General features: G+C 59.8%; 12 protein-coding genes and 1 pseudogene. 8 read left to right on the top strand and 5 right to left on the bottom strand.

The window, feature by feature from the left end; genetic code table 11:
* Window positions 1-44: 44 nt before the first annotated feature.
* From BBX50_RS15680 to BBX50_RS15665, 4 genes are read left to right on the top strand one after another with little or no spacing between them, the layout of a single operon-like run.
* Window positions 45-1,256, top strand: coding sequence for an ABC transporter permease subunit (locus BBX50_RS15680; RefSeq protein WP_065776263.1), 1,212 nt, complete (start codon window positions 45-47; stop codon window positions 1,254-1,256).
* A complete protein-coding gene (locus BBX50_RS15675) occupies window positions 1,253-2,377 on the top strand; it encodes an amino acid ABC transporter permease (RefSeq protein ID WP_065776262.1) in 1,125 nt (374 codons plus the stop codon). Before BBX50_RS15680 ends, BBX50_RS15675 begins: the two co-directional genes overlap by 4 nt.
* 25 nt (window positions 2,378-2,402) lie before the next feature.
* Window positions 2,403-3,161, top strand: coding sequence for an amino acid ABC transporter ATP-binding protein (locus BBX50_RS15670; protein WP_065776261.1), 759 nt, complete (start codon window positions 2,403-2,405; stop codon window positions 3,159-3,161).
* Window positions 3,162-3,206: 45 nt separating this feature from the next.
* On the top strand, window positions 3,207-4,529 hold the full coding sequence (locus tag BBX50_RS15665) for a D-serine ammonia-lyase (protein ID WP_065776260.1): 1,323 nt from the start codon (window positions 3,207-3,209) through the stop codon (window positions 4,527-4,529).
* Between the two features lie 330 nt (window positions 4,530-4,859).
* Here BBX50_RS15665 and BBX50_RS15660 read toward each other — a convergent pair whose 3' ends face one another.
* The 4 genes from BBX50_RS15660 to psrA all read right to left on the bottom strand — a co-directional run bounded on the left by BBX50_RS15660 (window position 4,860) and on the right by psrA (window position 10,108).
* A complete protein-coding gene (locus tag BBX50_RS15660; RefSeq protein ID WP_065776259.1) occupies window positions 4,860-6,161 on the bottom strand; it encodes an MFS transporter in 1,302 nt (433 codons plus the stop codon).
* A gap of 127 nt (window positions 6,162-6,288) precedes the next feature.
* A complete protein-coding gene (gene phnY, locus BBX50_RS15655; protein WP_065776258.1) occupies window positions 6,289-7,737 on the bottom strand; it encodes a phosphonoacetaldehyde dehydrogenase in 1,449 nt (482 codons plus the stop codon).
* A gap of 3 nt (window positions 7,738-7,740) precedes the next feature.
* Window positions 7,741-8,991 (bottom strand): phosphonoacetate hydrolase, encoded by a 1,251-nt coding sequence (gene phnA / locus BBX50_RS15650; RefSeq protein ID WP_065776257.1) that lies wholly within the window; start codon window positions 8,989-8,991, stop codon window positions 7,741-7,743.
* A 10-nt stretch (window positions 8,992-9,001) separates the two neighbouring features.
* Window positions 9,002-10,108: an iron-containing alcohol dehydrogenase PsrA gene (gene psrA, locus BBX50_RS15645; protein ID WP_065776256.1), complete on the bottom strand. Its 1,107-nt coding sequence runs from the start codon at window positions 10,106-10,108 to the stop codon at window positions 9,002-9,004.
* A 155-nt stretch (window positions 10,109-10,263) separates the two neighbouring features.
* Here psrA and BBX50_RS15640 point away from each other — a divergent pair, with 155 nt between their 5' ends.
* From BBX50_RS15640 to BBX50_RS15625, 4 genes and pseudogenes are all read left to right on the top strand, one after another.
* Entirely contained in the window at window positions 10,264-11,124 is an 861-nt protein-coding gene (locus tag BBX50_RS15640) for a LysR substrate-binding domain-containing protein (RefSeq protein ID WP_161490876.1), read from the top strand.
* 201 nt (window positions 11,125-11,325) lie between these two features.
* The gene (locus tag BBX50_RS15635; RefSeq protein WP_139108290.1) at window positions 11,326-11,568 is read left to right on the top strand and encodes a hypothetical protein; all 243 of its coding nucleotides are present in this window, start codon (window positions 11,326-11,328) and stop codon (window positions 11,566-11,568) included.
* 95 nt (window positions 11,569-11,663) lie between these two features.
* Window positions 11,664-11,843: pseudogene (locus tag BBX50_RS30775) on the top strand (DUF1214 domain-containing protein); the annotation flags it as partial.
* A gap of 68 nt (window positions 11,844-11,911) precedes the next feature.
* Window positions 11,912-12,106: a hypothetical protein gene (locus BBX50_RS15625; protein WP_065776252.1), complete on the top strand. Its 195-nt coding sequence runs from the start codon at window positions 11,912-11,914 to the stop codon at window positions 12,104-12,106.
* 152 nt (window positions 12,107-12,258) lie between these two features.
* Here BBX50_RS15625 and ugpC read toward each other — a convergent pair whose 3' ends face one another.
* Entirely contained in the window at window positions 12,259-13,305 is a 1,047-nt protein-coding gene (gene ugpC, locus BBX50_RS15620; RefSeq protein ID WP_065776251.1) for a sn-glycerol-3-phosphate ABC transporter ATP-binding protein UgpC, read from the bottom strand.
* Between the last annotated feature and the right edge of the window lie 7 nt (window positions 13,306-13,312).

Genomic DNA, 13,312 nt, shown 5'->3' with positions numbered 1-13,312 from the left:
GGGTCGGAGCTCAAGCTCCGACCCTTAGGTACTGGGAGCTGAAAATGACCATCCATGAAACGAGTGCGGTCCGCGGCATGGCAGACCATGATCACCTGAAGTCACGGCGCCTGCGCAACCGAATACGGCATGAAGCAATCCAGTTTGGCGTCATCGCCATCGTCGTGGCGCTGCTCGGACTGCTGGCCTACGCGATCAAGTCCGGACTGGCCGAGAGAGGCATCCGGTTCAGTTTCTCGTTCCTTGCGAACACGGCGGGCTTCGACATCAGTGAAGGCTGGACTCTGGCCTCCGGCGAAAGCTTCCTTCCCGACCTCACGCTCTTTTCGCCCGATATGACCGTTGCTTCGGCTTTCGTCACCGGCATCTTCAATACCGCGAAGGTCTCGATCCTTGCGATCATTCTCAGCACCGTTCTCGGCACGATGCTCGGTGTCGGCCGCCTTTCGACAAACTGGGTCGTGCGCAATCTCTGCTTCTGGATCGTCGAGTTCGTGCGCAATACGCCGTTGCTGATCCAGCTCGTATTCTGGTATTTCGCTGTCGTCCTGCGCTTTCCGCCCATGGCATCGGCCGCGCATTTCTACGGTCTTATCGTTAGCCAGCAAGGCGTCTATGTCCCTTCCCTTTCGTGGGTCGGCGGCGATTCCATGCTATCGATTGCCCTTGCCACGCTCATTCTGGTTTCCGTTGTCGGAGCCATCTTCGATCCTGTCAAAGGCATGCGCCGCATCTGCGTTGCCGCAGCCGTCGTCTGCTTCGCACTCCTCTTCGTCACGGGCGGCGCAGAACTGAACTTCCCGGTTGCCAACAAGTTCAAGGCCAGCGGCGGCACCAGCATCAGCCCGGAAATGGCAGCTCTCCTCCTCGCGATCGTCGTGAACAGCGCCTCGTTCATCGCAGAGACCGTCCGTGGTGCTATCGACGCGCTGCCCAAGTCGCAATGGGAGGCCGCCGCTTCACTCGGACTGAGCCGCCGCTACACCGTGAACGACATCGTGCTTCCCCAGGTGTTCCGCGTGGTCCTGCCGTCATTCGGCAACCAGTACATCAGCCTGACGAAGAACACGGCCCTGGGCATTGCTGTCGGCTATCCCGACCTCTTCAACATCTACGGAACGATTGCCAACCAGACGGGGCACAGCCTCGAGGGCATCATCATCGTGATGGCATCCTATCTGATCCTGAGCTGGATCATCAGCACGCTCGTTTACTTGGCAAACCGCCGTCTGAATCCAACGGGAGTTCCGCGATGATCGCCACCTCAATCAAGTGGACCCGTCACAACCTTTTCGGCAAGCCCTTCGACGTCGTCCTGTCCCTGCTTGTCATTCCGGGCCTCCTCTGGCTCGTCTACTCCATAACCGACTGGGCATTTGCGTCAGCGAAGTGGGACATCGTCGTGCAGAGCCTTCGGGTTCTCATGATCGGCGTGTTTCCGGCAGACCAGGCGTGGCGTGCCTGGACCGCTTCGGCAATCATCGGCGCAATCCTCGGGGCGGGCTTTGGCTGTGTCTTTTGTTTCAAGCCGCACCACGGCCTCGTTCTTCTGTTGGTGCCGGCCCTGCTGCTGATCGTGGATGGTGGACTCACGAACGCACTGCCCGCTACCGGCATCATCGCATCGACAATCCTTGGCTGGGCACTGACCTCCTATGCGCCCCTGTCCCGGAAGGTTCTTCCGGCGGCAGCATTTACAGGTTTCATAGTCGTCGTTGCGGTCATGGCCCCTCCGGGCGTCGGACTTTGGGGCGGGCTGCTGCTGAGCGTCCTTCTTACGCTCGTAACATCGGTCCTTTCCCTGCCGATCGGAATCCTTCTTGCGTTCGGCCGCCAGAGCCGTCTGTCGAGCTTGCGGATCATCTCTGCCTGGTACATTGAAGTGATGCGATCGGTCCCTCTGATCCTGGTCGTCTACTGGATCTGGATCCTGATGCCCGTATTGGCGCCGCAGTGGGGACTGGCCGACGTCGCGCGTGGCATGATCGGCTTCACAATATTCTACTCCGTGTACGTGGCCGAATACGTACGAAGCGGCCTTCAGGCAGTGCCACGGGCCCAGATCGAAGCAGCGCGTTCTCTTGGCATGAGCGAGTTCGATATCAACCGCTCGATCGTTCTGCCCCAAGCGCTGCGGGTGGTCGTCGCCCCTCTTGTCGGGAACGTGCTCGACATCTTCAACTCGGCGCCGCTGGTGTTCATCATCGGCCTCACGGACTTCCTGCGCGCCGGGCAGATGATTCTCGCGAACCCGCAGTATGGCGACCGGACATTCGAAGTCCTCTCGTTCCTTCTCGTTACCTATTTCGTGATCGGCTCGATGATCACCTATGCGGCAAGAAAGCTCGAAGACCACATGGCAACGGGCACGCGCTGATCTGATGAACAACGGAGACACCACGATGAAGGCCATCGTCGAAATGAAGAGCATGAACAAGTTCTACGGCACTCACCACGTGCTCAAGGACATCGATCTCGCCGTCACCCGGGGTGAAGTGATGGTCATCCTCGGGGCCAGCGGATCCGGCAAGTCGACGCTGATCCGATGCGTCAATGGTCTCGAGATGTACCAGCACGGCAGCCTCGTCGTGGACGGCTTCGATATGCCGGTCGAGGCGGATCGGAAGCTTGGCGGCGAGCGCGAACTGGCTCAGATCCGCAAGGGTGTCGGCATGGTGTTCCAGCAGTTCGGCCTCTTCCCCCACAAGACCGTGCTCGACAACATCACCATTGCTCCGATGCGCGTGCGCAAGAAGACGCGCGTAGAAGCCGAGGCGACGGCGATGAAACTTCTCGACCGCGTCGGTCTTACGGCTCATGCCCACAAGTACCCTGGGCAGCTTTCCGGTGGCCAGCAACAGCGCGTGGCGATCGCCCGCTCGTTGGCGATGGAACCGCACTTGATGCTGTTCGACGAGCCCACGAGCGCGCTCGACCCGGAAATGGTCGGCGAAGTGCTCGATGTCATGCGCGAGCTTGCGTCCTCCGGCATGACCATGATGGTCGTGACACACGAGATGGGTTTCGCAAGAGAAGTCGCAGACCGGGTGGTCTACATCGACCAGGGATCAATCCTCGAGATCGGCAAGCCTGAAGAATTCTTCGACAATCCCAAGAACGAACGCGCGCGCTCCTTCCTCGCGCGTGTCCTGAAGCACTGAAGGGTGAGCCAGATGTCCCGCTCCACGGAACCATCGGAAGTTGAGATGAACGCAATCCTGCCTGCCGAACCCGCTCGGGACGACGTCCTTGGTGCCCGCCCGACACTTTGGCTCAATCCACGGTACCGAAAGCAGGCGATCGTCTCTCCGAACCTGCCGATTTCGACTGCCGATGTTGATCAGGCCCGCACGAACTGGCACCGCCTTGCCCCCCTCCTCGCCAAGTGCTTCCCAGAACTTGAATCCTCGGAGGGTGCAATCCGTTCCGAACTGGTCGAACTCAAGGAACTCCGCAAAGCCCTCGGCTACGACGGACGGGAATTCGGAAACGTGTTCATCAAAGCTGACAGCCACTTGCCCGTCGCCGGCTCGATCAAAGCCCGTGGCGGTGTCTACGAAGTGTTCCTGTTTGCGGAGACCCTGGCGCGCGAAAACGGGCTGCTTGCCGACGGCGACGACATTCGCAAGCTGGCAACCGATGAAGTTCGGATGTTTTTCTCGAAGTACACCATCGCCGTCGGCAGCACGGGCAATCTGGGCCTGAGCGTCGGGATCGCCGCGCGTTCGCTCGGCTTCCACGCCACCGTCCACATGTCCTCGGATGCCAAGGGGTGGAAGGTCGAGCGGCTCCGGAAACTTGGCGTCGAGGTCATTCAGCACGAAGCCGACTATACGATCGCCGTGGAAAACGCCCGCGAGATCGCTGACGCCGATCCGACCATCTATTTTGTCGACGACGAGCAGTCCAAACACCTGTTCCTCGGCTACAGCGCGGCCGCATCGGAGCTGGAGACGCAGCTCACCGAACGCCGGATCACGGTCGACGCTGACAGTCCACTCTTCCTCTATTTGCCTTGCGGCATCGGAGGTGCCCCCGGAGGTGTGGCGTTCGGAGCCAAAGCGATCTTCGGAGACAACGTGCATGCTTTTTTCGTCGAACCCGTGCAGTCGCCGTGCGCCCTCGTCCACATGATGTCCGGCTCGCAGGAACTGGTCTCGGTCTACGACGTCGGGCTGACGAACAAGACGGAAGCAGATGGCATGGCCGTCGCCCGGATGTCTGCATTTGTGGCGACAGTGATGCGTGAAATGCTTGCGGGCGTCTTCACCGTCGCAGACGATGAACTGCTCAGGCTGGTTCAGACAGCATGGACTCACCAGGGCCAGAGGTTGGAGCCATCGGCTGCGGCAGCACTTGCAGGGCCAAACTTCCTCGTCTGCCACAAGGAGGGCAAAAGGTTCCAGGATGAACAAGGCCTCCGCGACAAGATGGCGAAGGGCACCCACGTTCTTTGGACTACTGGCGGCTCGTATGTTCCCGAGGAACAGTTTCAAGCCTTCCTTCGCCAGGCGGCAGCTATCGCGTAGGCGATCTGCCAGCGCTTGCCGTTGCATGTCTTGCGAAGCAAGAACAGGCACATCACCACAGTTCGGTCTCAAGGATTAATCCATGTGAGGCCGCCACTGCACCAAGATGGCCATGCTGTGGTCGGGCCGTAGCTCGAACCCGCCCAGGTACTCGCCGAAGTAACCTTAGGTTCCGCATCGCTCGCCTTGAAAAGATTCGAACCAACACACGAGACATTTGCCGTAGGGTGAACACTCGTTCCTACAAAAAGAGCGGCGATGCCCCTAAATGCTGGAGCATCGCCGCAATGACGGTCGGCAAATCCATCGCTGCCGGCCGGGAGGAACCAGTCACCGGCGGATAAAGAGCGCGACGGTCGCGCTAATCGCGCTGGCAATTGCAACGATGAGAAAGACCGCTGATGTATCGCCATGGGTGTCCATATAGCTGCCGATGAGCGGTTCGCCGAGCCCCGCAAACAGATACGCGAAGAAGTTCATCACCCCGATGGCCGTACCGGCACGCTTGTGTCCGACGAGGTCGGGGCACAGTGCCCAGAACGACGACTGCGGGCCGTATACGAAGAATCCGCAGAGAAAGAGGACAACCAAGCCTTTGTAAATGTCGCTAACCGGAATCGTGTACATGTAGAGCGACGTTACGGCCGCCAGCGCCATGTACAGTACGATGGCGATGTAGCGCTTCGAGTTGAACAGCCGATCCGAGACCCAGCCATTGGTGGCCGCGCCGATAGCCATGCCGACCGGTAATGCCACACTGATCCATTTCGGGTCGATAAGAGCGGTTTCGGCACTCGCCTTTGCCCAGTTGGAGCCAAGAAAATGCACCGGCACCCAGACGAGGAGGCCGTATCGTGCTGCGTTTTGAAAGCCGATCGCCAGACCGCCAACCAATAGGCGCCAGTTCTTGAGGACACCTTTGTAGCGCTCCAGTGAAGTCTCATCGTCGGCGACCTTGGCCGCCTCACCGTCGTCGATAGCGTCGTCGTGCGGGGAGCGGTACCCGAGGTCCTCCGGCCGTTCACGCGCAACGAAGTAGAAGGTAATCCCTCCAAGCAGGAGGAGGAGCACAGGCAGTCGAAAGATCCAACGCCAATCGAGCTGCAAATAGTGTACGACCAACAGCGAGGTCACATAGGAGAGCACGGAGGCAAGCCCAGCGGCAAAGACGTAGCAGCCGAACACCTTGCCCCGTTCGTGCCTGCCCCACCAATTGGAAAGAAGTCGACTGCCGGGCGCCCAGCCCAGCGCCTGGAAGTAGCCGTTCGCGCCCCACAGAATGCCCAGGCTGAGCACGCCACCGGCAAAGCTCGTTGCCCAGTTCATGGCGCAGGAAAGAATGGCGCCGGCGCTCATCACGCGCCTTCCGCCGAACTTGTCGCCGAGATTGCCATTGATGGCCTGCCCGATCGCATAGCACCAGAGCATGGCGGCGCTGACCCAACCCAGCGCTTCCTTGGAAACACCGAATTCGGCCTGGATGCCGGGGATGGCAAACCCAAAGGTCTGCCTTCCAGTATAGAAAAACAGGTAGCAGAACATGGCCGCAAGCAGCATTCGCCACTGCGCCCGACGGAAACCGCTGCCAGCCACGGTGTGGACGGCGTAGCGGGACGTGTCGATAGAACTCATGGTAACCTCCCCTGGTTTCAGTGGCAGGCGAAGGCTCCTCTCCTTCGCCGCAGCTGTTTTCCGATGAACCGAGTGATGAACCGGAGCCGGCGCGCCAATCCGCGGCGCGGCTCCGATCCGCCCTACCTCAGCCCCATGGCATCGACCAAGTCCGCACGTTGGTGAAGCTCTTCATCGCCTCCACAACGCCTTCCTTGTAACCGAGGCCCGAATCCTTGATGCCGCCGAACGGAGACATTTCAATCCGGTACCCCGGTACTTCCCAGATGTTCACCGTGCCGACCTCGAGCTCGGCGACGAAGTGCGAGATATAATCGAAACGGTTGGTGCAGACGCCGGACGACAGGCCGTAGGCGGTGGAGTTCGAGATGCGGACGACCTCGGCGATATCATCCGGGCAACGGATGATCGGAATGACCGGACCGAAGGTCTCTTCATGCACGAGCTCACAATCGTATGGAACGCGGTCGACGACAGCAGGTGGAAAGAGGGCTCCTCGCCGTGGCGGCCCATGAAGCACCTCGGCTCCCAAGCGCTCGGCATCCTTGACGCGCGTTTCGAACAAAGCCGCCGAGCGCTCGTTGATCACAGTACCGATATCGGTTTCCGGATCCATCGGGTTGCCGCATTTGAGCCGTTTCGCCTTCTCGACGACCAGCTTGGAAAAGGCATCGGCGACGCTTTCGACCACGAGAATGCGTTTGACGGCAGTACAGCGCTGACCGGAGTTCTTGGTGGCGCCAGTCACAGCCAGTTCCGCCGCCTTGTCGAGGTCGGCATCTTCCATGACGATCAACGGATCATTACCGCCCAATTCCAGCACCACGCGCTTATAGCCGGCGGTTGAGGCAATATGCTTGCCGACACGAACGGAGCCGGTAAACGTCACAAGGTCCGCGTCCGGATCGGTGATCATCGCATCACCCATCGTCGATGGATTGCCGGTGACGACAGACAGCATTTCGGGCGGCAGCCCGGCTTCGTAGAGCAGATCGGCCAGCGCCAAGGCAGTCAGCGGCGTGAGTTCGGTCGGCTTCAGCACCACCCTGTTGTTCGTCGCGATGGCGGGCGCGATCTTGTGGCTCACCATATTGAGTGGATGATTGAAAGGTGTGATCGCGGAGATGACACCGAGCAGCGGCAACCTGGTCGTATAAATCTTCCGGTTTTTGCCGTTCGGCGAGATGTCGCAGGAGTAGATTTCTCCGTCATCCTTGATCGAAAGCTGCGCGGCGAAGGACCAGACATCGTAGGCGCGGCTTGCCTCGTAGAGTGAGTCCTTCCAGCAAAGGCCGGCTTCCGCTGTGATGAGGCGTGCGAAGTCCTCTTTTCGGTCGCGCAGCAATTCGGCCGCTCGCTGCAAGATCGTCTGGCGCTCGTAACGTGTCAGCTTGGGCTTGAACGCCCGTGCCTTGGCGAAGGCGTCGCGAACGTGTTCCGCACGGGCGGCAGGCACCGTTCCGACAACCGAATTGTCATAGGGGTTGAGCACCTCGATGCGATCATCCGTATCGACCAGCTTGCCAGCGATCCGCATAGCCTCGCGACGAGGAGAGAGTGTGATGTTGGTATCCATGGTTCAGCGCACCAGATTGAGCGCGACGTCGAAGACGTCGAAATTGCGGAGAATCCGTCCGCCGGGAACCTCGATCTTGCGGTTGGCAATCAAAGGGACCCTTTGCTCGGTGAGACCGCCGTGCGAACGAAGCGGTTCGGTCAGACCGGAAAGATCGTGGCGTGCCCTTGCCGTTCCGAGTACCTTGTGGCGGGAAGACAGCACCACGACATCACCGATCCGGTCAGCTGGCAGCTCAAACCGTTCGCAGGCTTCATCCGCCGAAACGGCGACGTCTATTCCCTCGATCCCATTCAGAAAATCGATGATATCTTCGTGATCGTTCTCTTCGGCGTAAACGGTGGCGAAGGACCCAAGCGCGCCGTGATGGGCAACGTAAGGATCGGTAATCGGCAGGATGACGCGAGTGGCACCTGCGCCATAACGCGCGTCGAGTATCTCCTGAAGGTAGATGACATCCGGTTCGCCATTCTTCAGGTGCTTGTCATTCATGCCGTGGTCGGCCGTCATGACCAGTGTGCAGCCGGCGCTGTCGAGTTCGCCAACATATCGATCGAACATCTGATAAAAGTCGTTGGCGACCTTGGAACCTGGTGCCGCCTTGTGCTGCACATAGTCAGTCGTTGACAGATACATCAGGTCCGGTTTGAACGTCTTAAGCAGCTTGACGCCTGCGGCAAAGACGAATTCGGAGAGATCGGCCGAGTAGACCTCCGGCAAGGGTAGACCGACGAAATCGAGGACATCTGCGATGCCGTTCTCAGTAACGGTCGCCTTGTCCGCCTTTTCGGAAGAAAAGGCGATGGCGGTTCCCTTGGTGAAATCGAGTCCCTTGCCGAGCAGCGTGCGTAGCTTGTCCTTGGCGGTTACCATCGCGACCTTAAGGCCCGCCTTCTGGAATTCGGCAAGAATGGTCGGCGCGCGCAAGAAGCGCGCATCGTTCATCATGACCTCTTCGCCACTCTCCCGATCGTAAAAGTAATTGCCGGCGATGCCATGAACGGCCGGAGGGCGACCGGTAATGATCGAGATGTTGTTGGGATTGGTGAAGCTCGGGATTACCGACAGAGCGCTCGTGTTTGCACCGGACTTCATCACCCGATCGAGGTTCGGCGCCAGCCCCTTCTCGATCGCCTGTTCGATGTAGCCCGGTTCCGACCCGTCGATGCAGATCACCACCACAGGCCTGTCGGGTCGCTTGTAGCTGCGACCGTTCGCGACGACCTCGGCATCGAAATTGACGTAGGTGTTCATGATGGTTCCCTTATGCTGCGGCGAGGATTGCGTCGCGGCTGCCGATGAAGTTGCGGCCGCGCTCGCCCAGAAGTGCGTCGTTGATAGCGCTCAGCCAGTTGTCTTGGGTCACGCCGTAGTCCGTCGCCTGGGTGGACACGCCAAGGCCCGCTAAAAAGGCGTCGAGATCATTTGCGCCACGAACGAGATCTTCTCCAAAGATTTGCATGAGTGCCGCATCACAGGCCGCGTCTTTCCCGATCACGCTGCGCAGGATCGCCGGCAGCGTGAATGAACACGCGATCCCATGAACCGTGCCGTGGTGAAGCGTGAGGTAATATGAAAGCGAGTGTGCCAGCGCCGTCTTGGTGTTCGAGAACGCAAGACCTGCAAGAAGGCTTGCCCGGGACATACGTGACCTGAGATCGAGATCGTCGAGACGTTCCAGCAAGTGGGGCAGAACCACCATGATCTCACGCGCCGCGAAAACGGCGTGGTTTGATGAGACCGGATTGGCATTCACGTTCCAGATGCTTTCAAGCGCATGTGACAAAGCGTCGAGACCCGTGCTCAGCGTGAGCGCACGGGGGATGCCAAGCGTGAGTTCCGGATCAAGCATCGCATGTTCGGGATAAAGGCTTTCGTGGGCGAGCGAATATTTCTTCTTCGCGTCGGTGTCCCACACCGTGGCCCAACACGTCACCTCGCTCCCAGTGCCGGACGTGGTCGGAACCGCGATGATCGGCAGATTAAGAAGGGTGTCGGCGCCAGCGCGGCCCTGAAGATAGGCTTGGACGCGTGCAAAATCCTTACCCGAAGCGGCCAGGACCTTTGCCGTATCGATCACGGAGCCGCCGCCGATTGCCACGATCACCTGCGGAACCTCCGCAGTCGCAGCGAACGCGGCGCATGCGGCGCGAAGGCCCTGAAAGCTCGGATTGGGCTCGACGTCGCGTACCACAACCGATGGTCGGCCGGCTTCCTTGGAGACGCGGTCCACCAACGCATCGAAAGCCGGGTGATCATTGTATGTCAGCAGGCAGTAGCTGCGGCCTGCAACCTTCTCGCCGATTCTGGATATGGATCCCGCGCCAAAGGTGACGTTGACCGGGTTGGCGTATTTCCACGATTGCGACATCGCTTTCCTCCGAATTTCGTCTTCGGACGGTATTAAGCGCGCCGTGCGTCACATTTGTCCAATTGATAGTTTATTGCTTATTCATATAGAAAACCTATGGACAGCGAGCGGTGCGCACAGCATGGTGGCCTGCCTCAGTTTGTAGGAGCATGGTCGTGGCCATCGTTTTTACCCATCTTCGGTCATTTCATGCGGTGGCCGAACATCGCGGTTTCACAGCCGCAGCAAACGCGCTGCGCGTGAGCCAACCGACGGTGACGACACAGGTCAGGGAGCTTGAAGAGCGCTACGGAGTGGAACTGTTTCTTCGGCAGGGCCGTCGCGTCGAACTTTCGGAAACCGGGCGTGCCCTTTACGAGATAAGCACGCGCATCTTGAAGCTGCACGAAGAAGCGGAAGACCTTCTATCCAGCAGCGGTCACCTGACGACCGGGCAACTGCAGATCGCTGCCGTCGGTCCATTCCACGCAACCGAAATGATCGCACGTTTTGTGGCGCGTTACCCCCTCTTCAAGGTCAGCATGCTGCTGGGCAACTCCGATCTCACGCTCTCCCGGATCCTCAATCTCGAAGCCGATGTCGCGATCCTGGCCCACCTGGTTGACGACCCCAGAGTACACACCGTGCCCTTCAGTACGCATGAGGTCGTCGTCTTCGTGAACTGCGATCATCCTTGGTATGGTCGAGACGCGATCAGCATCAGGGAGATCGAAGGGCAGCCGCTCATTCTTCGCGAACAAGGGTCAACGACGCGCCGAGCTCTGGAGACAATTGCTGAGAGTGCCGGCATAGCTTTGAGCCCGTTCCTGGAAATTGGCAGTCGAGAAGGGGTGTGGAAGGCTGTCGAGCGAGGGCTTGGTATTGGCGTCGTCGCCGATTTTGAGTTTGTCTCCCATTCCCGCCTGAAAACCATTCGCATCGCCGATTGCGCCGTGAGAACCGAATATCGGCTGGCCTGCCTCCAGGAACGACGCTCGTCACGCAAGATCAACGCTTTTCTGGAAGCCGTGCTGTGATGCTGCCACTGCGGCGCTTGACGCGCGGCTTCAATCCTGCGGACTCCTTTGGCCAGACCTCGGTAGAGACGACGGGCGCGGATTGAAGCCGCGCCGGTGGCGAGTTGCTGCGGGCGATCTCCCAGCGCGAAATTCCGACCATTCAGGCAATCGCCTTTCTTGCCGCTCTCACAGTGATCGCCGCAAATCTTGTGGCCGATCTTGCCGTCCTCGTCCTCGATCCACGCGTTCGCAAGAGCTATCGTCATCGTCGTTGTCATGCATCTGTTGCTCGGCGCCCTGAGCCCGCTGATCGCGCCGTACGACGCCAGTGCTCTCGTCGGCGCCCCGCTCATGCCGCCGTCGTCGGAATTCCTGATGGGCACCGACCAGATCGGGCGTGACTATTTTAGCCGCATCCTCGAGGGGAGCGAATTGCCCCGATGGTATCCTTTTGCGGAGTAGCAATCGCTCTCGTGATTGGCGGCATTCTTGGCGTACTCGCCGGGTACCTGGGCGGTCGTTTCGACGAGGCGATCATGCGGTTTGTCGACGCGATGAGTCTGCTCTACGACAACCCGATCAACCGCTACCTCGTTAACTCGTCGATGCTGCCGAACTTAAAACAGGACGCCGACGGCGGTCTCACGCTCTTCGTACAGCACGACTCGCCGGGCGGGGAGAAGGAAGTGAACTGGCTGCCCGCACCGGAGGGGCCCATTATCCTGGCCATGCGACTCTAGTGGCCGAAGTCTGAAGCGCTCGACGGCTCGTGGAAGCAGCCGCAGCTGTCGAAACAAGCGAAGGAATGACGTCGCCCACCGACCTCAATGCCTACTCCATCAACAACGTCACCGCGCAGAAGTCGGCACTCGGCCGTCGGCTCGACGTAAAATTCGGCGGCTGCGACGGCAAAATACCCAACGGCCTTCCGATCGAGGCCGGCTGGAACTACATAGTCCGGCTGTACCGGCCACACTCAGAAGTCCTCGGCGGTTCGTAGAAGTTCCCGGGAGCCATACCAGTCGAGTGACGAGCTCTCTGGTAGTAACGCCAACTCACCCCCGATGACCGAAAGCCTGTTTCGCGGACGTTTTCTCTCCCTCACCTTGAAAAGATTCGAACTGGCGACCCGCGTCTAGGGGTACCAAAAGATCAGTTAAACCGGGCGCCTTCGGCGGAGAACAGATGGATCTTCTGGTTCTTCGGCGAGAGGTATATCTGCTCCTCAGGATTAAGGTCCACGCGGCGATGCAACACCAGCACGGCAGTCTGAGTGCCAACGCGCACCAGAAGATGGGTTTCGGCGCCGGTCGGCTCGACCGTAAGCACGGTCGCCGGGATACCGGTTTCGGCAAGCTCCAGGTCTTCGGGGCGAATGCCGTAGGTGCGGACAGTGCCGGTGCCAACCGACGCCGGTAGTGGCAGGCAAACCCCGCCTTCAATGCAGAAGCCGCCATCGCTGATGGTGCCTTCGAAAAGGTTCATCGCGGGCGATCCTATGAAGGTGGCAACGAAGGTGTTGCCCGGGCGATCGTAAAGGTCGAGCGGTCTGCCGATCTGTTCGATCCGACCGGCACGCATGACGACGATCTTGTCGGCCATGGTCATTGCCTCGATCTGGTCGTGCGTGACATAGACGATGGTGGTGCCGAGGCGCCGGTGCAGGTCCTTGATCTCGCTGCGCATGGTCACACGCAGCTTCGCGTCGAGGTTCGAGAGTGGCTCGTCGAACAGGAACACCTTGGGGTGACGCACGATGGCCCGCCCCATGGCGACGCGCTGGCGCTGGCCGCCGGAAAGCTGCTTTGGCAGGCGGTCAAGCAATGGGTCGAGGGCGAGGATGCCGGCCGCCTCCTTCACCAGCTTATCGATCGTCGCCTTGTCGCGACCCTGGAGCTTCAGGGAGAAACCCATGTTCTCCGCGACCGTCATGTGCGGATAGAGCGCGTAGCTCTGGAACACCATGGCGATGTCGCGCTCCTTCGGCGCCACGTCGTTGATGACGCGGCCGTCGATGCGGATTTCGCCGCCGCTGATGTCCTCGAGGCCCGCCAGCATGCGCAGGAGTGTGGACTTGCCGCAGCCGGAAGGTCCGACGAGCGTGACGAATTCTCCGTCCTCGATGTCCACGGAAACGCCGTGGATGACGGAGGCCGCGCCGTACTGTTTCAGAACGCAATCGATCGCTACCGATGCCATTTTTCTT

It is taken from the genome of Ensifer sp. LC11 (genome assembly GCF_001695835.1).
Lineage (GTDB): Bacteria > Pseudomonadota > Alphaproteobacteria > Rhizobiales > Rhizobiaceae > Ensifer.
This window is presented reverse-complemented; position numbering and strand designations above follow the sequence as displayed.

What these genes read in the sequence shown, in the direction of transcription:
- BBX50_RS15680 (WP_065776263.1), top strand. Translation starts at nt 45, where the DNA reads ATGACCATCCATGAAACGAGTGCGGTCCGCGGCATGGCAGACCATGAT.
- BBX50_RS15675 (WP_065776262.1), top strand. Translation starts at nt 1,253, where the DNA reads ATGATCGCCACCTCAATCAAGTGGACCCGTCACAACCTTTTCGGCAAG.
- BBX50_RS15670 (WP_065776261.1), top strand. Translation starts at nt 2,403, where the DNA reads ATGAAGGCCATCGTCGAAATGAAGAGCATGAACAAGTTCTACGGCACT.
- BBX50_RS15665 (WP_065776260.1), top strand. Translation starts at nt 3,207, where the DNA reads ATGAACGCAATCCTGCCTGCCGAACCCGCTCGGGACGACGTCCTTGGT.
- BBX50_RS15660 (WP_065776259.1), bottom strand. Translation starts at nt 6,161, where the DNA reads ATGAGTTCTATCGACACGTCCCGCTACGCCGTCCACACCGTGGCTGGC.
- phnY (WP_065776258.1), bottom strand. Translation starts at nt 7,737, where the DNA reads ATGGATACCAACATCACACTCTCTCCTCGTCGCGAGGCTATGCGGATC.
- phnA (WP_065776257.1), bottom strand. Translation starts at nt 8,991, where the DNA reads ATGAACACCTACGTCAATTTCGATGCCGAGGTCGTCGCGAACGGTCGC.
- psrA (WP_065776256.1), bottom strand. Translation starts at nt 10,108, where the DNA reads ATGTCGCAATCGTGGAAATACGCCAACCCGGTCAACGTCACCTTTGGC.
- BBX50_RS15625 (WP_065776252.1), top strand. Translation starts at nt 11,912, where the DNA reads ATGACGTCGCCCACCGACCTCAATGCCTACTCCATCAACAACGTCACC.
- ugpC (WP_065776251.1), bottom strand. Translation starts at nt 13,305, where the DNA reads ATGGCATCGGTAGCGATCGATTGCGTTCTGAAACAGTACGGCGCGGCC.